Raw genomic sequence first — 25,783 nt, forward strand, 5'->3', positions numbered from 1 at the left:
TGACCATTTGCGAAAAAGCAACACCTGCCGCGCAGCCCCCGTTGCGGCGGGGTTTTCTTTAGGTTTTTGTTACCGTCTTGCGCTATACATTCATAAAAGCCGAAGCCTAACTTCAGGAAAGCCGAAGATATGACCCTTGCCCCGAATGTCTATGACGCCGAACCAATCCCCGAGGCCGCCCGCGCCGAGGTGGACCGCATGCTGCAATCGGGCGATCTGTTTCGCTATACGGCACCGGAAAACGCGCCCGTGACCCTGCTTGAGCGCGAGTTTGCCACCCTGCTCGGATCGAAATATGCTTTGGCTGTGTCTTCATGTTCCGCGGCGCTGTTCCTGTCGCTCAAGGCGCTCGGTCTGCCGCGCGATGCGCGGGTCCTGATCCCCGCCTTTACCTTTGCCGCCGTGCCCTCGTCGGTCGTGCATGCCGATTGCGTCCCGGTGCTTTGCGAAGTGGGTGAAAATTACCGCATTGATATCAAAGACTTCGAGGCGCGCCTCACCGGTGACATCAAGGCCGTGATCATCAGCCACATGCGCGGCCATACATCGGATATGGATGCGATCCTGGCGCTCTGCGCGGCGCGCAACATTCCGGTCGTTGAGGATGCGGCGCACTCGCTTGGCACCACATGGAATGGGCGCAATATCGGAACGCTTGGGCGCGTGGGCTGTTTCAGCTTTCAATCCTACAAGATGGTCAACGCCGGTGAAGGCGGCATCATGATCACCGATGACGCCGACCTGATCGCACGGGCGGTTATCATGTCGGGCGCCTACGAACATAACTGGGCCAAGCATATCGGCGCGCCCGACCCTGCGCTTGAGGCGGCATTTGCCCGCGCACAAAACAAGTTTCCGCTTTATAATCTGCGACTTAACAATCTCTCCGCGGCAATCATTCGCCCCCAGCTTCCAGAGTTGGCGCGCCGGGTAAGCCAGGGGCGCAGCAATCACGATTATGTCGCCGCACGGCTGAACCTGTCGCCATGGCTGAACGTTCCCGAAAAGCTTTCCCCCGAACAGCGCGCGCCGGATTCGATCCAGTTCAATCTGGTCGGACTAAGCGACGACGACACCCGCGCCTATGCCGCCGCCGCCGCCGCACGCGGTGTCAAGGTGCAGGTCTTTGGGCAAAACGTCGACAACGCCCGCGCCTTCTGGAACTGGCAGTTCCTTCCCGGTGCTACGCCGGATCTTCCGAAAACCCGCAGCATGCTCATGCGAGCTTGCGATACCCGCCTGCCCGCGCGTCTTGGCCGCGCCGAGCTTGATATCATCGCCGATGCCCTTGTCGGTGCCGCTGAGGATGTGATGGGCACTGCCCGCGCCTATGGCACCTGAGCGGGACAATCCCGCCCAATCAAAAAGGCCGCCTGCATCCCCGCAGGCGGCCTTTTACATAGGTTCCCCTGAAACGGGTCGGCTTATTCGTCCTGGCCGGCCTCGATCGAAATCTTGACGTCGATTTCGTCGCTGACATAGGGCGCGAATTTATCAACGCCGAAATCCGAGCGCAGCAGGGTCGTGGTGGCGTCAAGCCCAATCCAGGGTGTCCCGCTCATAGGGTGTGCCTCAAGGGCTTGGTTCAAGCTGGTATCAAGGGTGACCGATTTCGTAACCCCGTTCATCGACAGATCACCGGTGATTTTCGCAGTATTGTCGCCCGTCACCTCGATTCCGGTCGAGGTAAAGGTGATCATATCCCCCTCTGCCGCACCGAAGAAATCTTCGGACATGAAATGCTCAAACCGCTTTTCCCAGCCGGTCATCATGCTCATCAAGGGCATCGAGACTGTGACCGAAGAGGATGCCGGGTCTTCGGCGTCGAACACGATCTCGCCTTCAAAGCCGGAAAACATGCCGTGGGTGGTGGAAAATCCGAGGTGATTATAGGAAAACACCACCTGGCTGTGGCCCGGGTCGAGCGAATATTCCTGCGGCGCGGCAAGGGCGCCTGTTGCGGTCACGGCAAGGGCCGCAGCGATCAAAGTCTTTTTCATATTTAAGGCCTCCAGGCGAACAGTTGTACAAGTCATGCTTACACATCTCGCCCGGGGCACCCCAAATCACAACTGCGTAGTTTCAAACAGAGGCTGTGGATTGGCGAACATTGGCCAACTTCGGAAATTCAGGAGACAAAACTCAGCGCACGGCGCAGCTTACGTTCTGTAACGCGGTCGCTCACCGGCAAAGCGACGACCTGACGGCCCACCTTGTCACGTGCCGTCAGCACCCGGTCTCGCAGCGACAGTTCGGATAGATCATCAAGATCATACACCTGAACCCGCGTCGTCTGCCCGTCCGCGCCGGTCTCAACCACGCGCAATTGACGGTATTTTGCGTCGACCTGCACCTCGGGGCCCGTGTCTTCGCCCTCCAGCGTCGAAAAGCACATCGCTCCGGCACAGAACAGGGACAGCGAAAAAACCAGCTTGATAAGCATCATGGCCCCGTCGGTGCCGCCACTCGTGACAAGCCAGACACCAGCCGACGACAGGATGAGCACACTCCCGAAAAACCCCTTCAGGGCCCGGCGCAGGTCGCTTTTCCTGGTCTCCTTCTCTGGAACCTCAGAGACATCGTGAAAGCTGTGCGGCGCTTGGTCAAAGTCACGCGGCAAATCCGGCAAGGCAACCATTGTCTTTTCCTTTCCACTCGAACATCCGTAAACTGGACACAAAAAGCGCCTTAAATGGGGCAGCCCCGAGGCAATCCTTCGTCCTGGTCAAACCGGCTTGCGCGCAGCCCGCATCCATCGTATACGCGCCCAACCTTTCGCAATCGTTATGCACCGCGCAGTCTCTCGTGGATGGGCCGCGAAAGGGTCTTGCCCCTCCTATGAAATGCGCCTTGATAGAAATGGAGAACACATGCCGCTGTATGAGCATGTAATGATCGCGCGCCAGGACCTGTCCAACGCGCAAGCCGAGAGCCTCGTCGAACATTTTGGCACCGTGCTGACCGACAATGGCGGCACACTCGTGGAAAGCGAGTATTGGGGCGTCAAGACGATGGCCTACAAGATCAACAAGAACCGCAAGGGCCACTATGCCTTTCTGAAGACCGACGCACCGTCGTCAGCCATTCAGGAGATGGAGCGCCTGATGCGCCTGCATGACGACGTGATGCGCGTCCTGACCATCAAGGTCGACGAGCACGCCGAGGGCCCCTCGGTCCAGATGCAGAAGCGCGAGGAACGTGGCGAACGCCGCGAGCGCCGTTAACCCATCACTTGAAGAAAGGACTATAACCAATGGCTACCAAACCGTTTTTCCGTCGCCGCAAGGTCTGCCCCTTCTCGGGTGATGATGCGCCGAAAATTGACTATAAAGACACGCGCCTTCTGCAACGCTACATCTCTGAGCGTGGCAAGATCGTGCCGTCCCGCATCACCGCAGTCTCGGCCAAAAAGCAGCGTGAACTGGCCCGTGCCATCAAGCGCGCCCGCTTTCTCGCCCTGCTGCCCTATGCCGTGAAATAAGGAGACATTGATATGCAAGTGATCCTTCTTGAACGCGTGGCCAAGCTTGGTCAGATGGGCGAAGTCGTCGATGTAAAGCCCGGCTTTGCACGCAACTATCTTCTTCCGCAGCGCAAGGCGCTCTCGGCTTCGGCCAAGAACATCGAAGATTTCGAGAACCGCAAATCGCAGCTTGAGGCGCAAAACCTCGAGACCCGCAAAGAAGCCGAAGCCATGGCGGACAAGCTGAACGGTCAGCAGTTCATCGTGATTCGCCAGGCCTCTGACAGCGGTGCGCTTTATGGCTCGGTCAGCACCCGTGACGCCGCCGACGCCGCAACCGAGAACGGCTTTACCGTTGAGCGCAAGCAGGTCGCCCTGGCCAACCCGATCAAGGAACTGGGCCTGCACGCGGTGATCATCACCCTGCACCCCGAAGTCGAAGCGACGATCCAGTTGAACGTTGCACGCTCCACCGAGGAAGCCGAACTTCAGGCATCGGGCAAATCCATTCAGGATGCCGCCGCAGAAGCCGAGCAAGCCGCTGATTTCGAAATCGCGGAACTGTTTGAGGATATCGGCGCTGCCGCATCGGATGACGACGATCTGGCCGATGTTGCCCATGGCGCCGCATCGGACGACGACGAAAACTAAGCCATAGAGCCTGTTGGCTCTTTGAACCGCGCACCCTCATCGGTGCGCGGTTTTTTTGTCTCTGAAGAAACGCCGCCCGAAATCAGGCTGAACAGAATGTGAATATGGATTTTCCCTGTGATCAAATACTCTGGGAATCGCGCTTTGCGCAAAAATTTGCCCATATTTCACCGCCCGCCGACCAGACGTTGAATGGATTTGCCGTAAGTTTGATGTGTAATCCTTAATACCCCCTTTTTAATCTTAAGATAGCAGGTCACTATCCTAAGATGATTGTATTTGGATGGCGTCTGTGTTCAGACATTGCTGGATCAGCTTGCGTCATGGCCAATAAATGGAGGATTATGGATCACCTCGTGATTCCGGGATGAAATGAATAGGCGCATAGACCTCATAGATCTGGCAACTACGCCAGAACCACAACGCGACTATGTCGGACATCTTAGCAGGCTGTGCGACACGCTTGGCGTTGAGCATGCAAGCTATTTCGCGGCAAACCCGATCTCCGGAAAAATGCACGGGTTCACCACCTACCCCGAAGAATGGAAGTCTCATTACGTCGCGCATCGCCTTCAGGAAGTCGACCCCACGTTGAATTCGGCCTCACGCTCTGTGGCGCCCGTTGATTGGAAACGTCTGAAACGCGATCCGAATTACGATCGGGTGTTCAAAGACGCGAATGACTTCAAACTGCCATTTCAGGGCGTCACCGTGCCAATCCGCGGGATGTTCGGTGAAGTGGGTCTGCTCTGCGCCTGTAGTTCGGCCACGGACGAGGAATGGACCAAGCTCAGGCGCAATATCATAGGCAGCCTGCTTAATAACGCGGTCCACCTGCACGACACTGTGATGAACTCGGACCCCCTCCTGAAAACTCTCAGCCACCCAAAGCTTTCGAACCGGGAAATCGAAATTCTTCAATGGGTTGCAGCAGGCAAATCACAGCAGGACATAGGCGATATCCTGGCTATATCCTCGCGCACGGTAGAGGTTCACCTGCGATCGACCCGCGAAAAGCTCTGCACGATCAGTACCGCACAGGCCGTCGGGCGCGGGGTAAGCCTTGGATTGATCCATCCCGGTTGATTCATGCCTGGGATTGTGTCTCCTTAAGGATCCTCAGGGTATAATAGAGCACTTGATTACGTTTTCGTGATCACGCTCGTACTACGGGATTCCCCTAATATTTCCAAAAATCACTTACCGTTATCGTCTTCCCACACCACTCACATATGGGAAGCCCAACATGATACTTGTAATTGACGCACTGAACCGAGACCGGTTCCAATCTGTCATCGACGATATGTTCCGACTGCGCGCCCGTGTCTTTCGAGACCGCATGGGGTGGGAAGTCGCCGTCCACGACGGTCGCGAATTCGATCTCTTTGACAACCTTGACCCCGTGTACCTTGTCGCCCTTGACGACGCTTATAACGTAATCGGGTGCAACCGGATGCTGCAAACCACCGGACCGCACATGCTGACCGATGTGTTTCAGGACATCCTGTGCGGTGAACCGCCGTTGCGCAGCGCCACGGTCTGGGAAAACACCCGGTTTTGCATCGACACCGAACGCCTTAAACGCCCGGATAGCACACGAAGCGTGTCCTCCACTGCCTGCGAGCTTATGGCCGGAATTGCGGAATACGCCTATGAGTCCGGCTTGACGGACGTGATCAGCGTCGTTGACCCTGCCATGGATCGCATTCTCAAACGCTGTGACAACGCGCCCTACGGATATCTCGGGAAAACGGTTCAGATGGGCAAGACCAAGGCTCTTGCCGCGCTCAGCGATATCACCGAAGAGCGGATTGCGCGCATTCGCGCATTCGGCGAAATCACCGGCAATATCTTCGCGGACGAAGACGAGGTTGCCGAAGCGCTTGCTGCGCAGGTCACGGACGACATGCTTCCGCCGTATCTTCTCGACTACTGCAATGAACAGATCGCGGCCGCGTCAACGCTCCATGAAAAGGATGCCGCACTGCGCCTCAAGGCGGCGCTCGTGGAAAAGGTTCGTTCCCGCTCGGATATGCGCGCTTAACCCCCAGAAAAGCGCCGCCCCGGTCAGACGGCACAGGCCGGATGCCACCCTGAAGCGACAGAACGAAAAGGGCCGCCCCGATTTCTCCCTGGGGCGGCCCTTGTTTGTTTTAGCATCGCGACTGCCGAGCGATTACTCGTCGTTCATCGCCTCGATGGCTTTTTCCAGGTCCTCTTTCGAGATTTCCTTGTCGGACACCTGAGCCAGTTCAATCACGAAATCGACGACCTTGTCTTCGAAGATCGGCGCGCGCATCTGCTGACGCATCTGCGGATTTTTCTGAACGTATTCAAAGAATTCCCGCTCGTGGCCCGGATATTGACGGGCCTGGTTCATCACGGCCTGTGTCATCTCGGCGTCGGTCACTTCGATATTCGCCTTCTGGCCCAGCTCGGCCAGAACCAGCCCGAGGCGCACGCGACGCTCAGCCAGTTTGCTGTGCTCGTCGCTCACCTCGATTTCGGGATGATCATGGCCCTGAACGTCAGGGTTTTCCTCGTGCCAGAGCTGATGCGCGATCTGCTTGGCCTCGGATTCGACCATGGTCGGCGGAAGCTCAAAGCTGAACTTTTCGTCCAGCGCATCCAGCAGGTTGCGCTTGAGAATAGCGCGCGAGGCGCCGGCGTATTCGGCTTCGAGGCGCTCGCTGATCTGGCCCTTGAGACCGGCAAGATCCTCTGCCCCGTATTTCTGGGCCAGCTCGTCATTCACCTCGGCGGCAACCGGCATGCGCACGGCTTTGATGGTGCAGTCGAACACCGCCTCTTTACCGGCCAGATGCTCGGCCTGATATTCCTCGGGGAAGGTGACCGTCACGGCCTTTTCTTCATCCTTCTTCACGCCGACCAGCTGGTCTTCGAAACCGGGGATAAAGCTGTTGGAACCAAGAACCAGCGGGTAATCTTCGGCGCTGCCGCCTTCGAACGCTTCGCCGTCGACCTTGCCAACAAAGTCGATCACGACCTGGTCGCCGTCTTTCGCTTTGACGCCGGCCTTGCGGTCTTTGAAATCCTGCGCGCTTTCGGCCAGGTTTGCCAGCGCTTCGTCCACGTCCGCGTCGTTGGGTTTGACGGTCAGGCGCTCAAGCTCGATTGCCTTGAGGTCAACTTCCGGGATCGGCGGCAGAGCTTCATAGCTCATCTCGACTTCGACGTCGTCGCCTTCTTTCCAGTCCTGATTGGTCATCTTGACATCAGGTTCAAAAGCCGGGCGTTCGCCTTTTTCCTCAAAATGCTTGGACATGGCGCCATCGACGGCCTCTTGCATGGCCTCCCCAAGGACACGCTGCCCGTATTGCTTTTTCAGCAGGGCCAGCGGCACCTTGCCTTTGCGAAAGCCTTTCAGCTCGATATCGGGCTGGGCTTCTTTCAGCTTCTCCATCACCTTGGCGTCGAGGTCCTGGGCTGACAGGATCATCTTGTAGCTGCGCTTTAGGCCTTCGTTCAGGGTCTCAGTGACCTGCATTGTTCGTCCTCATCCATTGCAATCGGGCCGCGGAGGCGTCCGCAGCGGTCAAAATCACGGGTCGTTCTAGGTGCGCGGCGCGCGGCTTGCAAGCAGAGTCTTTGCCCTGCCCCGCCCGAGCCCCGCAAAGCAGGTGACAGATAAGGGAAGTCTGACTGAAGCAGGGGGCAGCAGGTGAGCAATCCGCATTATCATAGCAGGTTTTTGCCAGCAGAAAACTTCCGCTGATGGCCTGTCCAGCCAGGGAAACACAAAGCCTGTCTGTTCGCGCAAAGCCGCGTCAGGCTTTTTCGGGAAAGAGCCACCCCGTGACCGGCACCACCGCATGGGTGACGATCGGGATCAGCACGAACCCGGCGGCCAGCCCGATAATCCCGTCCAGCCCGGCGGTCACCAGCCAGGTCACAAAGCCTTGCCCCGAGCCGACAGCCTCTGATGTCACTTTCGCGGCCTGCTTGACCTGCTCATAAGGCAGATGCCACCCCAGATCATGCAGCCCGTGCACGAGGATGCTGCCACCGACCCAGAGCATGGCCACCGTGCCCACCGTCGCGATCACGACCATCACGGAAGGCATTGATCTGACTATTCTGCGCCCCACCGCCCGTGTCGCGGAAAAGCGTCCCTTCGCGCTAAGAAAAACACCCAGATCATCGGCTTTCACCAGCATGGCCACAGCCCCATAGACCAGCGCGGTAATCCCGATGGCCACCGCCGCCAACGCCGTCGCCTGTATCCACAAGGCATCAATATCTATCTGCGCAAGAGAGATTGTCATGATCTCTGCCGACAGGATGAAATCGGTCTTGATGGCGCCTTTCACCCGCTGCGTTTCAAGGTGCGCCGCCTCAAGCGTCTCGGCCTGCTGCGGGCCGTGATCCTTATGCGGGATGATCAGGTGCCAGACCTTTTCAGCCCCCTCAAAACAGAGATACGCGCCGCCGATCATCAACAGCGGCGTCAATAGCCACGGCAGAAAGGCATCAAGCAACAGCGCCACCGGCAAGAGGATCACCAGTTTGTTGAAGAACGAGGCGCGCGCGATTTTCCACACGATCGGCAATTCGCGCGCCGCCGGTAGCCCTGTCACATATTTGGGCGTCACCGCCGCATCATCTATGACCACGCCTGCGGCTTTCGCCCCGGCCTTGCTGGCCTGCGCCGAGACATCATCAAGTTGCGCCGCCGCCAGCTTGGCAATTGCTGCAACGTCGTCAAAAAGGGCCAGTAATCCGCTCATTGAATTCTCTGCCTTGGTTCGCCGTGAAAATAGCCGACATTCCCCAAGTAAAATGACTGCACCACCATGATGTCGCAGTTTCGTGCCGCGTTCAAGCCACTCGGCCGCCTATCGCGGACCTCGCCCCCCACACGAACCGGAATAGCACCGCCTTGTCAGACGATGTCGCCTTCACAGCCCGCTCTGGTCGAAGTGTTGCGCGTTTTGCGACAGACTTTTTCTCAAATGTCCGTAGATCGGATAACTGGCGTTTGCTACCGTCGAGATCGGAGGTGCCACCCATTACTGTCCTTAAACTTACATCCCAAAATGTATTGCGGATTGGCATCTCCACGACCCCTCCAAAATCAAACCCGCCTTAGCACGACACGAAAACGATCCCGCTTGATTGGTGGCTTGCTGAAAGGGGTTCGCCCGCGGTTTTCGCCGATTGATATTGAATAACAATTGCATGCCGCTCATGGTCCACTCACGTCAAACAGGCTAACCGGAGAACAGGATGAAATATCTTTACGTTATGGTGGTGGCATTGATGGCCCTGTCCCCCGCCGGACAAGCTTCGGCTGATCAGAAGCCAAAGATCGGTCATTGCCCGCCCGGACTCGCCAAGAAGAACCCGCCTTGCGTTCCTCCTGGCCTGGCCAAGAATAACTATCGGGTCGGCGACAGATACTACCTGGACGACTATTTGAGCGACCATGACCGGCGGCGTCACGGCTTGCCGCGTCTTCCTTATGGACAAAGTTACTACCGCGTCGGCGACAGCCTGATCCGCGTCGACAATGAAACACGTGAAGTTCTCGAACTGATCGAGGCCGTTTCCAGGGTGCTCGACTAAACTCGGCCCGAAAGACAAATGAAGGTTCGTGCAACCGGCGCCCCGACGGTCACAATCCGGATCGCGTCAGGGCGTTCGGTTATATCCCAATCGTTGGTATCTGGACAAAGTCGGCCGGGGGTGTTCAGTTCCGTTTGAACACCTCTTCTTGAACAGGGAGCAAGAGCAGATGGCACGCAGCGTGATAATCGAAGAATTCGGCGGTCCGGAAAACATGAAGATCGTCGATCGCGAGGTCGGTGAACCGGGGGCCGGCGAAATCAGGATTCGGCACAAGGCCTGTGGACTGAACTTCATTGACGTCTATCAGCGCACCGGTCTTTACCCGCTTGAGCTGCCGCATGCGCTCGGGATGGAAGCGGCGGGGATCGTCGAGGCCGTCGGTGAAGGGGTGACCCACCTCAAGCCCGGGGATCGGGCCGCCTATGCCTCCATGCCGCCGGGCGCCTATTGCGACGCGCGCGTCATGCCCGCCGCTCAGGTCTGTCCGCTGCCCGACAGCATTTCTTTCGAGGAAGGCGCCGCCATCATGCTTCAGGGCATGACGGTCGAGTATCTCTTTCACAGGGTCTGGCCGCTAGAAGCGGGCGACAAGGTCTTGTTCCATGCCGCGGCGGGCGGCGTCGGACTTTTGGCATGCCAATGGGCAAAATCCGAGGGCATCGAGCTGATCGGCACGGCCGGATCGGATGAAAAATGCAAGCTCGCACTCGACTACGGCGCGGCACATTGCATCAACTATCGGGACCACGATTTTGTGCCGGAAGTGAAAAAGCTGACGGGTGGCGCGGGCGTAAGTGTCGTAATGGACGGGGTCGGCAAGGACACCTTCGACGGCTCGCTCGATTGCATCCAGCCTCTTGGCATGATGATTTCTTTTGGCAACGCATCCGGGCCGGTCGAACCGGTCAGTCTTCTCACCCTGGCAAGCAAGGGCTCGCTCAAGCTGACGCGCACCACACTTTTCACCTTTCTGGCCGATCATGCCCGCTGTCAGGACATGGCAAAGCATGTTTTCTCCAAGGTCGAAAGCGGCGCCATCAAGGTCAAGGTCGGCCAGACGTTTCCGCTTGAACGGATCGTCGATGCGCATCGCGCACTCGAAAGCCGACAGACAACAGGGTCGACGGTCATAACACTGTGAGGGTGCGATCCGGCATGCTGGGCGCTTCTGCCGCGTAGGATCTGCCCTCTGCACCTGATAATCTCGGCATATTACAATCCGGGCGATCTACGGTATGACCATAGATCGCCCCGACCGGAAAACCTGATGAAAGAGGTCTACTCATGCGATCAAATCCCACCCGCCGCAGCCTGATCCTTGGTGCCTGTGCAGTTACGGTCGCATCCGCACTGCCCGCTATTGCCAAAACCGCACCGTCGATCCACGTCCTCAAGGACCCCAATTGCGGATGTTGCGAAGGCTGGATCGAAATCCTGCAATCCGAAGGCTTTGATGTCACGGTCCAGGCAAGCATGGGCACATTGCTTGCCCGCTACAAAAGCGACAACGGCATCCCGCAACAGATGATTTCCTGTCACACCGGCAAGATCGCGGGCTATATGATCGAAGGCCATGTTCCGCCTGCCGATATCCGTCGCCTGCTGAAAGAACGGCCGGACGCGGTGGGGCTCGCGGTGCCCGGAATGCCCTACGGCTCGCCGGGCATGGGGCCTGAAAGCGAACGGGATGCCTATGACGTGTTCCTGATCCGTCGCGACGGTTCGACCGAAGTCTTTGCCAGTTATTCCGCCGCCTGACCTAATGTCGGCACCACGAATGGCCGCGAGAGCCTTTATGGCTCTCGCCTCGCGCTCCATGCGATGATCACAGCACTAGTGACCCGCCGAAATACCAGACGGTTACGCGCCAACGCCCCACCAGCGCAGCGTATGCTGAAGATGATCGCGTATCGCCACGAAAGCCGCCTCTGCATCGCGGGCTTGCAGGGCCGCAATAATTCTCAGGTGCTCTTCCATCGACGACACGATGCGGTCGGCCAGAAAGGGCCGTGTGTTCTGGATCACCGCGATCCGGTTACGGTTCTCACCATAAAGCCTCAGGGCAAGCTTTGATCCAAGCCCCGTCGATAAAGCATCATGCAAGGAGAGATCCGTTTCGATGGCGCGGCGCGGCAAATCCGGACTCAGCCGGGTATGCGCATCCTCCAGCAGGATGTCATGCTCTTCTTTCAGCGCAGCAAGCGGGATTTCACCGCTGTTCAGGATAAGGCGCCGCGCCCCTTCGCAATCGAAAACCGCCCGCAATTCCAGACATTCGCGTGTCGTCTCGGCCCCGGCCTCCATGATCATGACGCCGCGCTTTGGCAGCACCTTGACCAGCCCGCAGGCCTCGGCGCGCTTCACCGCATCGCGCACTGCGGAAATTGGTCGGTTAAGGCGCTGAACCAGCATTGGAATCGACAGAAACATGCCACTGCTCAGCGACCCGTCGCGCAAGCGCGCAACAAGCGCCTGATGGGCTTGGTCTGCAAGCAGCTCCGCAGCTCTCTCCGGCCCCTGGGTTAGCCCCGTCATAGCTCTGGTCATAATTAATCATACCGCCGTTTCGAGGGGGGTTTATCTTGCATTTCCAGAAAGACCATCTTGATTATCAATCATACATAACAGCTGAGGCATCCTGCTAACATATTAGATGAAATAACAGAAGAATCGTCAACGTTGAACTCAGACACGGATGATTGAACGAATAGGCCGAAGGCCATCAACAGGGAGTATAAGCATGCAGGAAATGACCATGGAAAACGGAAGCATACAGGGGGGTGACGACACCTTGAACCCTGTGACCAAGGACGAAAAATCCTGGGGGTGGTTTGCGATATTCAACGTGTGGGCCAACGACATTCAGTCGCTTTTTGGCTATTCGCTGGTGGCCTCGCTGTTCATTTCATACGGTGTCAGCGGCTGGACGGCCTTTCTGGCCCTCATCGCCGCAGCGCTGCTCGTGATGTTTCTGGTTAATCTCTCGGGTGCCGCGGGCGAGCGTTACGGCATTCCCTACCCGGTTTTCGCCCGCGCCAGCCTAGGAACGTCCGGTGCCAAACTGCCCGCCGTGTTGCGCGCCACGGTCGCCGTCTTTTGGTATGGCGTTCAGGTCTATTTTGCCTCGACCGCCATTGCCCTGCTGATCCGGTCGGTGACCGGGATCACCGGAGGGACGGAGATGCTTGGCCTTGATGCGGTCGACTGGATTTCCTTCCTGATCGTATGGGCGTTCCATATCTGGATCTTCTGGCACGGCATGGACTGGGTCGAAACATTCCTGAATATCGCCGGGCCGTTCGTCTATGCGGTGATGATCGGGCTGGTGATTGTCCTTTGGAGCAAGTCCGACGGCCAACTTCTGTCACAGGCCCGAACGATCTTTGCCAACCCCGAGGGAACCTGGGGCACCGAGATCAACGGCTTTATCGCCATCGTCGGCACCATGGTGGCCTATTTTGCGGCTGTGATGATCAACTTCAGTGACTTTTCGAGATATGCAAAAGACAAGAACGCGATGGTCCTTGGCAATCTTGCCGGGCTGCCGTTCAACATGATCCTGTTCTCGGCCCTGGCCCTGCTAACGACGGCGGGCGCCGCGGTGGTCTATGGCGAAAAGATCATTAACCCGACCGAAATCGTCGGCCGCACCGATAGCGTGATCCTGGGCATCGTGGCCGCCATTACGTTCTTTGCCGCCACGGTCGGGATCAACCTGGTTGCGAACTTCATTCCCGCCGTCAATGGCATCGCCAACCTGTCCCCCTCCACGATCAGTTTCCGCAAGGCGGGTCTGATCACCTCGGGGTTTGCCTTGATCATCGGCGGCTTGTGGACAAGCTTCATCAGTCAGTTCGGCATCAGCGGCTTCGTCAATACGCTTGGCGCAACGCTGGCCCCGCTCTACGGGATCATGATCGTCGACTACTACATCCTGCGCAAACAGGAGTTGAAGCGCGATGATCTCTACAACATGGAAAGTGGCACATATCACTTCCGCAACGGGTGGAATGACAACGCGCTTGTCGCCTTTGCAATTGCTGCGGTGTTCTCGGTGGCGACGGTATGGGTGCCCTTCCTCGGTCAGCTTTCGGGCTATGCGTGGATCATCGGCGCTGTATTGGGCGGCGTGATCTACTTTGCCCGCTGCAAAAGCTCGCACAGGGTCTGAAACAACGACGCGCCCGGCCTTAACGCTTGTTGCGGTTTGGCCGGGCGGCCATGATTTTTTCAACCTGCGTGGTGCGCCAGGGTTGAAATGCCACCCGGCCTGCAAAGCAGCACTGTCATCTAGGGCGAAAGCCGGGCCAGGGCCGTCGCAACAAACCAGCAGATTTCATCCGGATGCAGGGTGTTTCCCACCTGCACCACAACACGCAAGTCTTTGATTTTATTGATATGGTGCGGGTGAAGGGACTCGAACCCCCACGCCAAAGGCGCCAGAACCTAAATTGGGCGAATATTTCAGTAAATCAAGAGGTTATCAGAAAAATTTCGCAGGACATAGCGAGAACGCATCATGAAACTGCGAAACAACCAAAATCGACAATAAGACAAAGAAAAACCGCTGAGGGGGCGGCCACCCACCTCAACGGCTCAAGAAAAGTCTCTGTTTCCAATGAATACCAGACCACCGGCGTGATCGCAATCGCGGGAGGGGCCGATGTCTGAACTTCTGCCCTTTTGCAAGATTAAGCTGCAATACCTGCTGGAGATGGTCACCGATCATGGCTTGGATGACAATGCCCTGCGCGTGGCGCTCTTCCTGGCGCTCAAGAATGCGGACCACGAGACCGGCGAGAGCTACCCGTCCTTCAAGACCATTGGCGCGGCCATTGGCAAACACGAAAAGTCTGTCAAGCGGGCGCTGAACAAGGTTGAATCGGCAGGCTACCTGACCGTTGAACGCGGCACCAACAAGGGCAATTCCTCGCGCTATCGGCCAACAGAAGCCGCGCTGAAACGGGCCACAGAACGCCGCCGGGAGGAAGAAAACCGGCGCCGAGATAAGGACAAGATTGTCCCCTTTTCGCGTGCCAAAGGGGGACAATCCTGTCCGCAAAGCGGGACAGACCTGTCCGGCAAAGGGGGACAGGATCGCCCCCCGAACAGAGAACAAGAACTTAGAAAAGAACAGGGGCGCGGGTCCGCGCCGGATTTGCCCGATGAAGGGCAATCCGGCGGACCGCGACCGAACCAGGACCTGGTCTTTGTGCCGAGAGGTATCTGCTTTGTCCGGGACTGGAACGCGAGGCTGGCAAGAGAGGGGATGACCACGCTGGAGCGCAGCCTGCCCCTGTCACCACACGAGCACCATCTGGGCTTCTGGCTACCCGCCCGAACACCGGCTCCGGCGGGTAGCGCGGAGTGGCGGGACCAGCTCCTGTTGCTGCGAGATCTGATCCGTAAGGTGCCTGAAATCGTGGAGCATCGCCATGCAGTCTGAGCAAAGAGCAAGGCGACCCGGTTCTAGGTCTTCGACCGTCGAACCGGGGCCTTGCGAGGGGCGGCAAGCCTCCCCTTCGAACCCCAACCGGACCGCGCCGGGCGCGGTCCCCTCGGCAAAGCAGCAAGCCGTGTTCTTCTACTGCTCCTCCGAGGAAAAGGCGCTGATCCGGCAGGCGGCTGCGGATCGCGGGCTTTCCATGTCCGCCATGCTTCGACAGCTCGCCACCGGCGTTGCTCCGAAGCGGCGCAAGCCCGCGCCCCGTGTCGATCCAGCGCTCGTGCTGGCTGTGTCCCGCTATGGTGGGAACCTCAACCAGATCGCGCGGTGGCTCAACACGGCGACCCGCGCGGGCCGGGCCAGCGAGATCGAGGCCCTGCGCGTGGCGGCGGCGCTGGTCGGCATCGAGCGGCGGTTGGTGGAAATCCTTGCGCAGCACCGGAGGCCGCCCGGATGCTGATCAAGTTCTTCCCCAACGGCAAGGGTGGCGGTGCGGGGCCTGTCGATTACCTGACCGCCCGCACGGTGCTTGCCTATGACGACAACCGCGACCTTATCCGCGATGCGTCGGGCCAACCGATGACCGTGACGCGTGCGCCTCTGCCAGAGATCGTGCGCGGCGATCCCCAGGGCATGATCGACCTGATCGACGCCTGCCCGCACCAGTGGACCTACCGCGCCGGGGTCGTCAGCTTCGCCCGCGAGGACGCCCCGACCGAGGACCAGCAGCAGGAGCTGATCGACCGTTTCGAGGAGATCGCTTTCGCTGGCCTCGATGCCGACCGCTATGCCTGCCTCTGGGTGCGCCACACCCACGAGGATCGCGTCGAGCTGCATTTCTGCACGCCGCGCATGGAGCTGCACAGCAGGCGCAGCCTCAACATCGCCCCGCCCGGCTATGAACGCGCCTTCGACAGCCTGCGCGACCTGATGAACAAGACCCACAGCTGGGCCGACCCCATGGACGTGGAGCGTGCCGCCGAGGTCAAGCCGGTGTCGGAGACCCCGGACCGCGCCTCCGGGCGCGACGGCCTTCATGCCTGGATCGGCGACCAGATTTCCGTCGGGCTGATCGAGGATCGCACCGGCATGATCGCCGCCCTCACCGATGCGGGCTTCGAGGTGCCCCGTGCGGGCAAGGATTACCTGACCGTCCAAGACCCCGAGACCGAAGAACGGTTTCGCCTGAAAGGAGAGATTTTCCATGAAGACTGGAGAGCCGAAGCAACGGCTGAGCGAGAGACTGAACGCGGATATGGAGCGGATCAGGGAGGAGAACGCCGCCTCAATCGACGCACAGTTGCAGAGCTTCAGGAGCGATTTGCAGACCATTGCCGAAAGCGCGCTGGCTACAATCAAGACCGATACGGAAGGCTACCTGCTGCGCGTGAGGAAGCACCTCTTACGGCAGAGCGCGAACGCCGCGCGGCCGGAATGGAAGGCGCTGATGTGGCCGATGCTGGTGGCCTGCTTTCTGATGATCAGCGCCGGGGTCTCGACCTGGTCGGTGATGACCTGGCTGATGCCCAACCTGAACACGATGGGACTCAGGCTGATCGAGCGACCGGAGGCGACCTATCTGATCCCGCGCAGCGGCCGGGCGACGCTGGCCCGCTGTTCGCTGGCGGGGGAGCCCGTGGACTGCCTGATGATCCCGAAGGAGTGAACGATGGATGGTCTGACGCCGCTCGAACGCGAATTGCTGGGCTACGTCGAGCAGTTGACGGAAGCCTCGAAGGCATCCGCGCAGGAATTGACCGCCTCCGGGCAGGACAGGCGGACGGAACTGGATGGGTTGCGCGGCTCCATGATCGCGTTGCTGAAATCACAGCTCTCGTTGGTCGAGTTCTTGAACGGCTGGATGCAGGGTGGCCCCAACACCGGGCAGGCACCTTCGAAGCTGAAGGACAGCCTGTCGCTCGCGCTGGAGGCGCAGAAGCGCCTCGGGACGCGGTGACCGACGAGATCGGGGAGGACGTTCATGGCCTACGCCATTGATCGGCGCATCCGCCCCCCTGCCGGACACGCAACAATGAACACGCGACACGCGACACGCGACACGCGACACGCGACCCTGGCCACTCAACACCGGACAGTCAACACGCAACAGGCGACACCGGACAAGCAACAGGCAACACGCGACACCGAACAAGCAACACTGAACATCGAACAAGCGACAGGAGTAACCGTATGATTTATCGAGCTATCTTGTTTCTCACCTTGACCGCCGCTCCGGCGATGGCGGATCAGGTCGAGTTGAACACTTCCATTCAACCCGCTGAGATGGACCGCTACGGCTGCGCGATCCGGCCGCGACCGGACCACCTGACCTTTTCCTCCTTCCGCGATAGTTGGCGCTCCGTCGCGGCCGACAAGCTCTACAGTCTGCGCCGCTACCAGCAGGTGCTGGACACAGGCCGCTGCGATTGCGCGGTGCTTCAGCCTGATTGGTCGATCATTGAGGACGAGTACCAGAACCTCGGCTTCGCAGACGGACCGTCTTCCACCTACGACGACTGGGCGGATGCGGCCTATTTCCCGGTGATCTCAGGGCTTCGGAATACCGTGCGCGATCTGTGTGAGGAGGCGGAATAATGGGTATCGTGACATTTCTCGTGGAAGCAGCGGACGAGGGCCTGGAAACCGTCGCGGAATCCCAGTTCGCGGCGATCACGTCGGGAATGGGGAGTGCGGTGATGCTGGCCGCCACGCTGGCCATCATCTTCCTGTTCATCAACATGGCCTATCAGTTCAAGCCTATGGATATGAACGATCTTATCCCGCTCGTGTTCAAGATCGGCCTGATCAATGCCTTCGCTTTCAACTGGGTGAATTTCAACTTGGTCAGCAATTTTATCACCGATGGCCTCGACAATCTCGCAGGCACGATCCTCGGCTCGATCACGGGAGAGACTGGCGCCGGAGCGGCCTATTTCGCAGGGCGGTTCGATCAAGTACTCGATGATCTGGCCGATCATGCCAACTCCATCGGGGATAGCTTGCCATGGATGGCAGGGGCATTGCTGAGCGTCTTCTTCACTGCCTTGCTGGCGCTGGTCGGCGGTGCTGCGGGCGTTATCCTGGTGTTGGCGAAGGCGATGGTGGCCTTCCTCATCGGCCTTGCGCCGGTGATGATCGCCATGTCGATGTTCCGCGCGACACAGGACTATTTCCAGCGTTGGCTGGCAGCAATCATCAGCTGGTCGTTCTACCCCGTGGTGATCGCTGGAACGATGTCTGTCATCTTCGGGCTTTTCAGCGTGCTCCAGAGCCGGGTCGGCAGCGCCGATAACCTCGGCAGTATCGGCGCTGCCTTGCCCTTCCTCGCGGTCGTCCTGGTGTCCCTTGGCATGGTCCTTGCCATTCCCGTGATCGTGCGGACTTTGACAGGCGATATCAATTCGGGATGGGCGGCCTCGGCCGTGGGGGCAAGCATCCGCAAGATGACGCAGCCGCAGCGGCCACAGCAAAGGAACCAGTCCCCCACGAACACGACCAGCGACATGAGTGGAAGGTTGAATGCGGGGTCGGACGCAGCCCGTTCACCTAGATCCGCAACAGATCCCCGCCCTTCGACCGGCACGGGTGCCAAGATGCAACGCATGATGGACCGCGCGGAACGCCTGAGTGCGGACGAGAAGAAGAAACGATGATGGTTCGACGTCTGACAACCGGGTTGCGGCAAAGATTTGTTTCCTTTGCCGCCGCAGGGCTGTGAGCATTTCAGCGGCGTTCAATCCCGCTAGCCGCCTGCCTTAATGTCCTTAGCGAGAGCTATGAATTTTTCAGCGCGCTTACGCAGGTAGTCGGCCTCGCTCTGATCCAGCCGTGTTGCAGTTATCAGTGTGCCCGGCTGGATGTTCAGAATGCCGACTCCTGCCGAATCCGGTTTAGCCAACCGTAGTATAGTTAGCAGGCCTCGCTCCTTCTTCCGTGGCAGCTGTTCTTTTCCAAAATGTAGGAAAATGATGCGTCTCTGATTGTTTGCTTCTGTACGTAAGTACCAGGCCGTTGCGATGTGTAGGCCAGCAATCTCCGCTTCGATAGGGCTGCGGCCCTGCCAAATGAGCGCGTGATCCTCTTTCAAATCCAGATAGTTTTGGCACAAAACCTTGTATCCGGCAGACTTATTTGCGGAAACGTTGGAATGCAGTGATAGAAACTCAGTAGTCGAAATTTTTTGATCTTCGAAAGATATCAAAGCTTCCCGAAACTGCTTGTAGCGATCCTTGGCCGGATCATATGGCAAATCGAGCTCGTCAATTATGCTTCTGACTTTCGCCTTGTCTTTGCGCTTGTCGCCATACGCGAAATCGACGAACTGGCTAACCCTAATCTTCATCGTGCTTTCCTGTTTGGCCCTGTCCAAAACTCTAAGGCTTGGGTGGGAACAAATAAAGAACTATTTGATGAAAGGTGCTTTCAGGAAAGGGCAGCTTCGTCTTGAAGCTTTACGATTCACGCTATCGCAGCGAATGGGTGCGGCGCGTCATGTGCTCTCGACGCGCTTCAGCCGGGGTCATGATTTCATCTTCCTCCAAGTATCCTCGGGGGAGTGCCGCCAGGCACGGGGGCAGACAGCCCCCAAGATAGGCGTCAACCTCCGGATGTGCCGGGCGTCAGAAGTCGCGGGTCGTAATCCGCTGAAACCAAAACGAACTTCCGCTCTTCCGAATCCTTGAGATAAACGGCCTCTCTATCTGCAATCGCCAGAACATCATCGGTATGCCGCCTAAGAAAGCCGGTCGAGATCGGTTTTTCCTCCGAAGACGGGTTGCAGCCGACCTTCAAGGTGATGGTCTGGCGGGCCAGCGTTTCAGCGGAAACCCCATCGTCCCGGGCCAGTTCACAAAGCCGCCCATAGAGGTCGTATGACAGGTTAAGGATCAAATCGGGCATCTTGCCGTCCGTATGGTTTCAATGGGCTATTTCATTGTGGCCAGCAGATACCGCTCGTGCAAGCAGCAACCCCGTGCATCCGCACTGAAAGACAGAAGGGGCGCGGCCAGCCGCGCCACACCCGTCCTTGGAAGGGGGAAGGAGTTTCGGCTTCCTTCCCCCTGAAGCGAAATAGACAGGGCCGTGTCCTCGGCTTCGCCTGCGGGCCGCACCACCCCTGTCGATTTCGCTTCACCCCTATCCTCTCACGCTCGCCGCTCGGCAGGGGTAAGCGGGCTTACCCTCCCTTCGATGATGACGAAGGCGCGGGAACGGGGCGCTCCGTGGATCAATGAAAACGGAGAGGAAACCATGTCGAGACAAGAAAGACTGGAAGCGAAGGCAATCAAACGCATCCTCGATGCCAGGACGCGCGAAGTCGTCGGGTGGCTCGCCTTGTCGTTCTTCCTATAAATCGCCAGCATAAACACGGGAATGTCGTCGCAGGAGAATTGTCGACATCTGAGTACGAGGAAAGGTTGGTCTGAGAATGTGTGACTATGCCGAGAGGCGCCAGCGTTTGCAGGCATTTGTTCGGTCCCAAGCCGAAAACGGACTGCCTGTCCGAACGCATCCTGACAGCCACCTCCTGAATGACTGGGTTCTGTATGGGCCCAGGGACGCACGGATCGAACAACTGGTGAGCCGTTTGGCGCTGGATCACGGCCTGCGGGTGGCTGAGATCGAGGACTTGATCGTTGCTGCGCTCGGACGGCGTTTGGCAGAACTCGCAAACGGCGATCAATGGGTTGAGTAAATTCGCCCCAAATGAACTTTGCCTAAGAAGACGGCTGGTTTCGTCTTACATGTGTGATGAACGTCGAGACTGACCAGAGCCAACCCTGCTGCATCGTGGTATAGGTTGCCTGGATTGCATTCGGTACAACGAGCTGAAGGTTGGAAGCTTCCATTTGCGCCGTCTGCGGCTCTGTGATGCCAGGCTCCAGCGTCAGGAGGTGCTTTCGGGGAATCTTGCTGGCTTCAGCCAGTACTTGGCGCCATCGGTCCTTGCAGGTGGATTTCGCACCCAGCATTGTCAAACCGGCATCGCCATCCGCAGCTGCCTGATAGACCGCCAGACTCGGGAAGAGAAAATCCGGCTTGTGGTTGTGCTCCGTAATCGCGCCCCGAACATAGGCGATATCGAATGCATCGAGCGTTGCCGCGATGTGATTTTCCAGTGAATGGCCCATGCGGGACTTCCGCCGGTTCTGTACACCAAGAGAAAAACTGATGAACCCATCCACGTCTGTTCCCTCAGCCGTGACAAAACCCTGCTCAAGGCGTTCGGCCACAACGCGGCGTTCGAGGCGGCGAAACAGGGCCTCTTCATGATCGAGCCATGCCACCAGTGCCGCATCAGGGTCGTCCTCGGCCCGGACCTCGGGCAGGGTCAGCCGTGCAAGCTGCGAGAACACAGCCGTTGTTGGAAAGGTGGTGCCAAACTTTTCAATGATGCTGTCGAGCTTGTCGGATTCGGGTTCTTCGAATTCGACCCCCAGCTCATCGAGGATGTATCGGGCGGCGAAGTCCAGCTCCGGTTCCGCGTCGGTGAACTCCCGGGAAACGAAGGACTGGCCTTCAGGGCGCAGGCCAAACAGCCAGAACAGCTGCTGCTCGCTGGTCGATCCTTCGGGGGCCACGATGAACCACAGAAGCCCGTGTCGGTCCTTTGCAAGGAAGAGGGTGTCACCGGCCTTCATGGCCTCGGTAACGGGATTGGAAGGGTAGTAGAGCCGCCATTCCGCCGCTCTGGGCTTGTTTAGCCGCGCGTCATAGTGGGTTGCCCAGCCCTCAGCAGTGATACCGTCCTGGTCTTCGCCCAGCCAGACATAGACCGCATCGAACTTCTTCTGATGATCTTCGCCGAGGAAGTCATCCCGCATTTTCCGGGTCGTTCCGACCTCGTGCTGGTTTGATGTCTTCAGTTCGGCATCCACGGCCGAAAGCCGCTTGACCCCGACACCTTCGAAATAGTCAGCGAGCTGCCCGCGTCTCATCGCCTTTGATCTCCAAAAGTCTTTTGTCTGAATTCAGCCACATGACGCAGGATTCGACAACCTCAGGGAATGGCAGGCGGGTCCGCCCCTTCATCGCGCATTCCCAAAGGGTTGCAATTCGCCAGCCCGCATCAAGCAGAGCGGCGCGCTGTTTCTCGTCCCGCGCCATGTTGCCCTCGATCTTGTCCCGCCAGAACATCTGCCGGGTCGAAGGCCACTTAAACAGGTGGCAGTTGTGCCCATGCCAGAAGCAACCGTGAACGAAGAGGACGGCATGATGTCGTGGGAACACCAGATCGGGGCAGCCGGGCAATTCCTTGCGATGCAACCGGAACCGGAAACCTTCGCGATGGAGCGCCGAACGTACTGCCAACTCGGGCTTTGTGTTCTTGCCCCGGATGCTCGACATCATCCGTCTCCGCGTAGCGGGCGAGACGATATCGGCAGGCACTACTCTGCCGCTATGCCGGGTTCTGGCAGCGGCAGTTGCACCTGCACAGTGTCCGGGACTTTGCGACCGTCCAGCTCCATGGCCTCAAAAATACGAGGTTGCATGAGCTGCGCGACAGCCCGTACGACAGGCACGACCACGGCGTTGCCGAACTGGCGATAGGCCTGCGTGTCAGAGACGGGTATTTTCCAGTCGGTCTTTCCCGGCTTCTCGAACCCCATAAGGCGGGCGCACTCACGCGGGGTCAGACGGCGCGGCCGGTTACCCTTCTGCTCGATCAGGATTTCGGAACCGTCCTTGTAGTACCGGGCCGAGAGGGTCCGGGCCACGTCCTTCGGCCCGAAGAGTGAATAACCGAAACCGTTCCCGGCGCTTCGGTGCTTCTCCTTGTAGCCCTGGAGATAGTTCCACATGTGCTGGGTCAGCGTGTATTTCGGATCGACCTCCTTATCGAGAATCGAGCCGAGTGTCGGGCCATCGCCCTCGGGCACCGCGAGTTGGTCGAAGTCGAACTCGACGCTGTGATCCTTGAAGCCGACGATAAAGATGCGTTCCCGCTTCTGCGGCACCCACGGCGTTGAGCTGATGACACGGTAGAAGACACGGTAGCCCAGCTCGTTTTCCAGAACGTTTATGATCGTGGCAAAGGTCTTGCCGCCGTCATGGCGCTCAAGGTTCTTCACGTTCTCCAGCAGGAATGCCGGGGGCCGGTGATGGTCGATAATTTTGGCCAGATCGTAGAAGAGGGTACCTTGGGTATCGCACATGAATCCGTGCGGGCGGCCAAGCGCATTTTTCTTGCTTACCCCGGCAATGGAGAAGGGCTGGCAAGGAAATCCGGCAAGTAGAACGTCGTGGGCGGGGATTTTCTCTGGCTCAACCGCCCACGGCCGAACGTCTTCCGCGCAGACGTGTTCACTGTCGGCCGGTTCCGGGAAATTGGCCTTGTAGGTCTCCCGGCTGAATCGGTCCCACTCGGCGGTGAAGACGCAACGGCCACCGATTTCCTCGAAGGGAATCCTGATCCCGCCGACACCGGCGAAGAGGTCTATGAAACGAAAACCTTCGGGCCTGCCCTGGGCGCAGCGTGAGTTCGCAACCTCGCGCAGCTTTTCGATCTTGAGGGCGTCGATGCGCTTGCCTTCGCCGTTCATATGCCGCCGCACGGTTCGCTCGTTGGTGCTGAGCATTTCGGCTGCTTCCTTGAGGCCCAGACCGGCTCGGTTCATCAGCTCTGCGAATTCTGTTCTTGGATGTGTGTCCATCTGCCCGCCCTCTTATGTGTCATTTATTGACAACATGTCATAAAGAGTCCCAGATGGTTTGGGAACCCCATTTCCGACACCTGTTCACATTTTGTTCTAACGTTGAGTTAACGCTTCATCGCGCCCCCTCCCCTAGCCTCCCTGAGCCGTCGACGGTTCAAAAATGTTCAACGTCGATGTTTGGCTGGCCAGTTCGGCTGATGAATGCACCAAATCGCTGCACAAGGTTGCTCAGGAACGGAGGTGAGACCGACGCAACTCTGTTGGCAAGTTGTTGATTTAGCTCTTCCAGCGGGATAGTTCTAACCGTCGTAAAATTTACAAGGATCGGATCTTCGGTGCCCGGAATGGGGGGTAAAAAATGATCGGATGCGGGCAGATTCTGGTTCACGAACTTGCGAAAGTACTTATTAGCCTTTTCTATTTTCGACTGGCTTTCTGCCGCTTTGAGCGCATCAATATTTCTCTTCCAGTTTTCATCGCCTACGGAACATGCGGCGAGCAGCACATTTGGCGCCTTGCCGGTTGCCATATCACACTGCGGTGTCAGAACGATCCACTTAGTATCATCAAGGACGAAAATATCTCCCGTATGGGCTCTGTCTGCGATGTAGGACGGTAGAACAAAATTTTCAAATGGATGCCAGTCGCCCGCTGCTTCTTGACCGAGCAATTCAGCAGTGTGACTGGCATATTGCCGAGCAATCGCCGTGGCCAGCTTCTCGCCGTCGATACCTATTGCGCCTACCATCTGCGACCAATTTGGCCAAATTCTGCGAGCGAAGACTTCACCTGTGGACAGTTCGAGAACATTGCGCACGCTTCTAAGCGCTTCCATCAGCGTCCATTGCTCTCCTAGCCAGTTGAGTGCCTGTTCGTAACCGTCATCAGCTTTGTCGAATCTGTTTACCGGCAGACCAGTGAGGTGATCCTCCATCTCCGCCGGGTAACCCGAAACAATCGCCACGGGCATTCCTTTTTTTAGGATGAGGTCGTTAGCCAGTGCATTTCCAGATTCAGGGGAAGTCTGCTTGCCCACTTGATCTGTCGGGAGACGCAAGTCAACCATCGCGCAATCGACCTTTAAGTCGTAAATCACCTCTGACGCACCTGCAATCGAATTGACTGGAACAGCCTTGAAACAGCGTCCGCTATCAATGTTGGCGTCGTTCCAGTCTTCCAGCGCCTCTTTCATGAGCGCGATCATGCGATCTTCGTCTTCAACGACGAGAATAGTTTTGGTATTCAATGGTCTGGCCCCGCTGGAAATTCTATTTCAAACATTGCTCCGTCCTCATGCTCTGGATGAAACTTGAGCTTGCCGCCCGATCGTGCCAACGCCTCGCGCGCAATGTTCAGACCGAGCCCCGTACCGCCATCTTTCAGCGTGAACCCAACTTCAAAGATGCGCTCCATGAATTCTTCGGGAACACCTGGTCCATTATCTTCGATGAATACGTGACCACCATTCTCAGAGCGAGAGATCGTGATTTGAACACGCGGCTCGGAGGTGCCTGTCGCCTCAAGCCAGTGCGTTGCATTTCCGACAATGTTGACCATCGCAGTTGTGAGATCCTCTGAGTGCCCAAGAAGCTCCATACCCTGAGCGGTGGTCTTTACGTCGAAAACGACGTTATGGTCTTCAAATAACGCCAATGCGTCAGTGATCGTTGTCTTGGGATAAAACAGCGACGGCTGTTTTCGTTTTCCCCCGGCCAACGGACGCAGTATGCGAAACAGCTCAGCAAGCTTGTCTCCGGATGCTTTTAACTGTGGTATTCGTTCAGAAAAGTACTCTTTCGCTTTGCTCTTTCCGCTGTCGTCTCCAGTCAGAAAAGTCTTCAGCATGATACTCATTCGATCAGCGCTCTTCTTGACGAACGTCGCTTCCGGAGAACCTTCATGAAGTACTTCTGCCAAGATTGCCCCTAGTGACGATTGTGCTTCCAGCACTCTTTGCCGTTCGCGCATCGCGTCAAT

Annotated in this window: 29 protein-coding genes; 17 read left to right on the forward strand and 12 right to left on the reverse strand. The window is 58.0% G+C overall.

The window, feature by feature from the left end; all coding sequences use genetic code 11:
* Positions 1–129 precede the first annotated feature (129 nt).
* A complete protein-coding gene (locus QZ522_RS02560; protein WP_294607114.1) occupies positions 130–1,341 on the forward strand; it encodes an aminotransferase class I/II-fold pyridoxal phosphate-dependent enzyme in 1,212 nt (403 codons plus the stop codon).
* A gap of 83 nt (positions 1,342–1,424) precedes the next feature.
* On the opposite strand, the gene QZ522_RS02565 is transcribed toward QZ522_RS02560, so the two are convergent.
* Together QZ522_RS02565 and QZ522_RS02570 are read right to left on the reverse strand one after the other, a co-directional pair.
* The gene (locus tag QZ522_RS02565; protein WP_294607115.1) at positions 1,425–2,000 is read right to left on the reverse strand and encodes a YceI family protein; all 576 of its coding nucleotides are present in this window, start codon (positions 1,998–2,000) and stop codon (positions 1,425–1,427) included.
* A gap of 128 nt (positions 2,001–2,128) precedes the next feature.
* Entirely contained in the window at positions 2,129–2,638 is a 510-nt protein-coding gene (locus QZ522_RS02570; protein WP_294607117.1) for a hypothetical protein, read from the reverse strand.
* 232 nt (positions 2,639–2,870) lie between these two features.
* Between QZ522_RS02570 and rpsF the strand changes: the two genes are divergently transcribed.
* The 5 genes from rpsF to QZ522_RS02595 all read left to right on the forward strand — a co-directional run bounded on the left by rpsF (position 2,871) and on the right by QZ522_RS02595 (position 6,158).
* Positions 2,871–3,224 carry a 30S ribosomal protein S6 gene (rpsF, locus tag QZ522_RS02575; RefSeq protein ID WP_294607119.1) on the forward strand — a complete coding sequence of 118 codons (354 nt, stop codon included), beginning with the start codon at positions 2,871–2,873 and terminating at the stop codon, positions 3,222–3,224.
* Positions 3,225–3,253: 29 nt separating this feature from the next.
* On the forward strand, positions 3,254–3,481 hold the full coding sequence (gene rpsR / locus QZ522_RS02580; RefSeq protein WP_039002053.1) for a 30S ribosomal protein S18: 228 nt from the start codon (positions 3,254–3,256) through the stop codon (positions 3,479–3,481).
* A 12-nt stretch (positions 3,482–3,493) separates the two neighbouring features.
* Positions 3,494–4,114, forward strand: a complete 621-nt coding sequence (gene rplI / locus QZ522_RS02585; RefSeq protein ID WP_294607124.1) for a 50S ribosomal protein L9 — start codon at positions 3,494–3,496, stop codon at positions 4,112–4,114.
* Positions 4,115–4,486: 372 nt separating this feature from the next.
* Positions 4,487–5,200 (forward strand): LuxR family transcriptional regulator, encoded by a 714-nt coding sequence (locus tag QZ522_RS02590; RefSeq protein WP_363319817.1) that lies wholly within the window; start codon positions 4,487–4,489, stop codon positions 5,198–5,200.
* A 160-nt stretch (positions 5,201–5,360) separates the two neighbouring features.
* Complete coding sequence (locus QZ522_RS02595) at positions 5,361–6,158, forward strand: acyl-homoserine-lactone synthase (protein WP_294607127.1); 798 nt, start codon at positions 5,361–5,363, stop codon at positions 6,156–6,158.
* 132 nt (positions 6,159–6,290) lie between these two features.
* Here QZ522_RS02595 and tig read toward each other — a convergent pair whose 3' ends face one another.
* Both tig and QZ522_RS02605 read right to left on the reverse strand, forming a co-directional pair.
* Positions 6,291–7,622 carry a trigger factor gene (gene tig, locus QZ522_RS02600; RefSeq protein WP_294607129.1) on the reverse strand — a complete coding sequence of 444 codons (1,332 nt, stop codon included), beginning with the start codon at positions 7,620–7,622 and terminating at the stop codon, positions 6,291–6,293.
* A 280-nt stretch (positions 7,623–7,902) separates the two neighbouring features.
* Complete coding sequence (locus tag QZ522_RS02605) at positions 7,903–8,862, reverse strand: DUF808 domain-containing protein (protein ID WP_294607131.1); 960 nt, start codon at positions 8,860–8,862, stop codon at positions 7,903–7,905.
* Positions 8,863–9,361: 499 nt separating this feature from the next.
* Between QZ522_RS02605 and QZ522_RS02610 the strand changes: the two genes are divergently transcribed.
* From QZ522_RS02610 to QZ522_RS02620, 3 genes are all read left to right on the forward strand, one after another.
* On the forward strand, positions 9,362–9,700 hold the full coding sequence (locus QZ522_RS02610; protein ID WP_294607133.1) for an excinuclease ABC subunit A: 339 nt from the start codon (positions 9,362–9,364) through the stop codon (positions 9,698–9,700).
* 169 nt (positions 9,701–9,869) lie between these two features.
* A complete protein-coding gene (locus tag QZ522_RS02615; protein WP_294607135.1) occupies positions 9,870–10,844 on the forward strand; it encodes a quinone oxidoreductase in 975 nt (324 codons plus the stop codon).
* A gap of 143 nt (positions 10,845–10,987) precedes the next feature.
* Positions 10,988–11,461 (forward strand): DUF411 domain-containing protein, encoded by a 474-nt coding sequence (locus QZ522_RS02620; protein WP_294607137.1) that lies wholly within the window; start codon positions 10,988–10,990, stop codon positions 11,459–11,461.
* Positions 11,462–11,563: 102 nt separating this feature from the next.
* On the opposite strand, the gene QZ522_RS02625 is transcribed toward QZ522_RS02620, so the two are convergent.
* A complete protein-coding gene (locus QZ522_RS02625) occupies positions 11,564–12,238 on the reverse strand; it encodes a GntR family transcriptional regulator (RefSeq protein ID WP_294607139.1) in 675 nt (224 codons plus the stop codon).
* Between the two features lie 205 nt (positions 12,239–12,443).
* Between QZ522_RS02625 and QZ522_RS02630 the strand changes: the two genes are divergently transcribed.
* The 7 genes from QZ522_RS02630 (at position 12,444) to QZ522_RS02660 (ending at position 18,802) form a co-directional block, all read left to right on the forward strand.
* Entirely contained in the window at positions 12,444–13,874 is a 1,431-nt protein-coding gene (locus tag QZ522_RS02630) for an NCS1 family nucleobase:cation symporter-1 (protein WP_294607141.1), read from the forward strand.
* A 173-nt stretch (positions 13,875–14,047) separates the two neighbouring features.
* Entirely contained in the window at positions 14,048–14,374 is a 327-nt protein-coding gene (locus QZ522_RS02635) for a hypothetical protein (protein WP_294607144.1), read from the forward strand.
* Positions 14,367–15,149, forward strand: coding sequence for a helix-turn-helix domain-containing protein (locus QZ522_RS02640; RefSeq protein ID WP_294607146.1), 783 nt, complete (start codon positions 14,367–14,369; stop codon positions 15,147–15,149). Before QZ522_RS02635 ends, QZ522_RS02640 begins: the two co-directional genes overlap by 8 nt.
* A gap of 130 nt (positions 15,150–15,279) precedes the next feature.
* The gene (gene mobC, locus QZ522_RS02645) at positions 15,280–15,609 is read left to right on the forward strand and encodes a plasmid mobilization relaxosome protein MobC (protein ID WP_294607148.1); all 330 of its coding nucleotides are present in this window, start codon (positions 15,280–15,282) and stop codon (positions 15,607–15,609) included.
* A complete protein-coding gene (locus QZ522_RS02650; protein WP_294607150.1) occupies positions 15,603–17,147 on the forward strand; it encodes a relaxase/mobilization nuclease domain-containing protein in 1,545 nt (514 codons plus the stop codon). The genes mobC and QZ522_RS02650 overlap by 7 nt, the downstream gene beginning before the upstream one ends.
* 192 nt (positions 17,148–17,339) lie before the next feature.
* Complete coding sequence (locus QZ522_RS02655; RefSeq protein WP_294607152.1) at positions 17,340–17,744, forward strand: hypothetical protein; 405 nt, start codon at positions 17,340–17,342, stop codon at positions 17,742–17,744.
* Entirely contained in the window at positions 17,744–18,802 is a 1,059-nt protein-coding gene (locus QZ522_RS02660) for a type IV secretion system protein (protein ID WP_294607154.1), read from the forward strand. Before QZ522_RS02655 ends, QZ522_RS02660 begins: the two co-directional genes overlap by 1 nt.
* 89 nt (positions 18,803–18,891) lie before the next feature.
* On the opposite strand, the gene QZ522_RS02665 is transcribed toward QZ522_RS02660, so the two are convergent.
* Positions 18,892–19,491 carry a hypothetical protein gene (locus QZ522_RS02665; protein ID WP_294607156.1) on the reverse strand — a complete coding sequence of 200 codons (600 nt, stop codon included), beginning with the start codon at positions 19,489–19,491 and terminating at the stop codon, positions 18,892–18,894.
* Positions 19,492–19,745: 254 nt separating this feature from the next.
* Positions 19,746–20,048, reverse strand: coding sequence for a hypothetical protein (locus tag QZ522_RS02670; RefSeq protein WP_294607158.1), 303 nt, complete (start codon positions 20,046–20,048; stop codon positions 19,746–19,748).
* Between the two features lie 529 nt (positions 20,049–20,577).
* On the opposite strand from QZ522_RS02670, the gene QZ522_RS02675 reads away from it, so the two are divergent.
* Positions 20,578–20,844 carry a hypothetical protein gene (locus QZ522_RS02675; protein WP_294607160.1) on the forward strand — a complete coding sequence of 89 codons (267 nt, stop codon included), beginning with the start codon at positions 20,578–20,580 and terminating at the stop codon, positions 20,842–20,844.
* 22 nt (positions 20,845–20,866) lie between these two features.
* On the opposite strand, the gene QZ522_RS02680 is transcribed toward QZ522_RS02675, so the two are convergent.
* From QZ522_RS02680 to QZ522_RS02700, 5 genes are all read right to left on the reverse strand, one after another.
* Entirely contained in the window at positions 20,867–22,087 is a 1,221-nt protein-coding gene (locus tag QZ522_RS02680) for a type II restriction endonuclease (protein WP_294607162.1), read from the reverse strand.
* Positions 22,065–22,538: a very short patch repair endonuclease gene (locus QZ522_RS02685; RefSeq protein ID WP_294607165.1), complete on the reverse strand. Its 474-nt coding sequence runs from the start codon at positions 22,536–22,538 to the stop codon at positions 22,065–22,067. The genes QZ522_RS02680 and QZ522_RS02685 overlap by 23 nt, the downstream gene beginning before the upstream one ends.
* A complete protein-coding gene (gene dcm / locus QZ522_RS02690) occupies positions 22,538–23,803 on the reverse strand; it encodes a DNA (cytosine-5-)-methyltransferase (protein ID WP_294607167.1) in 1,266 nt (421 codons plus the stop codon). The genes QZ522_RS02685 and dcm overlap by 1 nt, the downstream gene beginning before the upstream one ends.
* 157 nt (positions 23,804–23,960) lie before the next feature.
* Complete coding sequence (locus QZ522_RS02695; protein WP_294607170.1) at positions 23,961–25,052, reverse strand: response regulator; 1,092 nt, start codon at positions 25,050–25,052, stop codon at positions 23,961–23,963.
* Positions 25,049–25,783, reverse strand: a 735-nt coding sequence (locus tag QZ522_RS02700; protein WP_294607172.1) for a HAMP domain-containing sensor histidine kinase, incomplete at its 5' end; no start/stop codon positions are given. The genes QZ522_RS02700 and QZ522_RS02695, both read right to left, overlap by 4 nt.

Origin of the sequence: uncultured Roseovarius sp. (assembly GCF_913054395.1) — a bacterium.
GTDB lineage: Bacteria > Pseudomonadota > Alphaproteobacteria > Rhodobacterales > Rhodobacteraceae > Roseovarius.

What these genes read in the sequence shown, in the direction of transcription:
- rplI (WP_294607124.1), top strand. Translation starts at nt 3,494, where the DNA reads ATGCAAGTGATCCTTCTTGAACGCGTGGCCAAGCTTGGTCAGATGGGC.
- QZ522_RS02630 (WP_294607141.1), top strand. Translation starts at nt 12,444, where the DNA reads ATGCAGGAAATGACCATGGAAAACGGAAGCATACAGGGGGGTGACGAC.
- QZ522_RS02680 (WP_294607162.1), bottom strand. Translation starts at nt 22,087, where the DNA reads ATGAGACGCGGGCAGCTCGCTGACTATTTCGAAGGTGTCGGGGTCAAG.
- QZ522_RS02640 (WP_294607146.1), top strand. Translation starts at nt 14,367, where the DNA reads ATGTCTGAACTTCTGCCCTTTTGCAAGATTAAGCTGCAATACCTGCTG.
- QZ522_RS02650 (WP_294607150.1), top strand. Translation starts at nt 15,603, where the DNA reads ATGCTGATCAAGTTCTTCCCCAACGGCAAGGGTGGCGGTGCGGGGCCT.
- QZ522_RS02665 (WP_294607156.1), bottom strand. Translation starts at nt 19,491, where the DNA reads ATGAAGATTAGGGTTAGCCAGTTCGTCGATTTCGCGTATGGCGACAAG.
- QZ522_RS02660 (WP_294607154.1), top strand. Translation starts at nt 17,744, where the DNA reads ATGGGTATCGTGACATTTCTCGTGGAAGCAGCGGACGAGGGCCTGGAA.
- QZ522_RS02610 (WP_294607133.1), top strand. Translation starts at nt 9,362, where the DNA reads ATGAAATATCTTTACGTTATGGTGGTGGCATTGATGGCCCTGTCCCCC.
- QZ522_RS02625 (WP_294607139.1), bottom strand. Translation starts at nt 12,238, where the DNA reads ATGACGGGGCTAACCCAGGGGCCGGAGAGAGCTGCGGAGCTGCTTGCA.
- tig (WP_294607129.1), bottom strand. Translation starts at nt 7,622, where the DNA reads ATGCAGGTCACTGAGACCCTGAACGAAGGCCTAAAGCGCAGCTACAAG.
- QZ522_RS02565 (WP_294607115.1), bottom strand. Translation starts at nt 2,000, where the DNA reads ATGAAAAAGACTTTGATCGCTGCGGCCCTTGCCGTGACCGCAACAGGC.
- QZ522_RS02595 (WP_294607127.1), top strand. Translation starts at nt 5,361, where the DNA reads ATGATACTTGTAATTGACGCACTGAACCGAGACCGGTTCCAATCTGTC.
- QZ522_RS02590 (WP_363319817.1), top strand. Translation starts at nt 4,487, where the DNA reads ATGAATAGGCGCATAGACCTCATAGATCTGGCAACTACGCCAGAACCA.
- QZ522_RS02670 (WP_294607158.1), bottom strand. Translation starts at nt 20,048, where the DNA reads ATGCCCGATTTGATCCTTAACCTGTCATACGACCTCTATGGGCGGCTT.
- QZ522_RS02620 (WP_294607137.1), top strand. Translation starts at nt 10,988, where the DNA reads ATGCGATCAAATCCCACCCGCCGCAGCCTGATCCTTGGTGCCTGTGCA.
- QZ522_RS02655 (WP_294607152.1), top strand. Translation starts at nt 17,340, where the DNA reads ATGATTTATCGAGCTATCTTGTTTCTCACCTTGACCGCCGCTCCGGCG.
- QZ522_RS02560 (WP_294607114.1), top strand. Translation starts at nt 130, where the DNA reads ATGACCCTTGCCCCGAATGTCTATGACGCCGAACCAATCCCCGAGGCC.
- QZ522_RS02570 (WP_294607117.1), bottom strand. Translation starts at nt 2,638, where the DNA reads ATGGTTGCCTTGCCGGATTTGCCGCGTGACTTTGACCAAGCGCCGCAC.
- rpsF (WP_294607119.1), top strand. Translation starts at nt 2,871, where the DNA reads ATGCCGCTGTATGAGCATGTAATGATCGCGCGCCAGGACCTGTCCAAC.
- QZ522_RS02615 (WP_294607135.1), top strand. Translation starts at nt 9,870, where the DNA reads ATGGCACGCAGCGTGATAATCGAAGAATTCGGCGGTCCGGAAAACATG.
- QZ522_RS02635 (WP_294607144.1), top strand. Translation starts at nt 14,048, where the DNA reads ATGCAGGGTGTTTCCCACCTGCACCACAACACGCAAGTCTTTGATTTT.
- dcm (WP_294607167.1), bottom strand. Translation starts at nt 23,803, where the DNA reads ATGGACACACATCCAAGAACAGAATTCGCAGAGCTGATGAACCGAGCC.
- rpsR (WP_039002053.1), top strand. Translation starts at nt 3,254, where the DNA reads ATGGCTACCAAACCGTTTTTCCGTCGCCGCAAGGTCTGCCCCTTCTCG.
- QZ522_RS02605 (WP_294607131.1), bottom strand. Translation starts at nt 8,862, where the DNA reads ATGAGCGGATTACTGGCCCTTTTTGACGACGTTGCAGCAATTGCCAAG.
- QZ522_RS02675 (WP_294607160.1), top strand. Translation starts at nt 20,578, where the DNA reads ATGTGTGACTATGCCGAGAGGCGCCAGCGTTTGCAGGCATTTGTTCGG.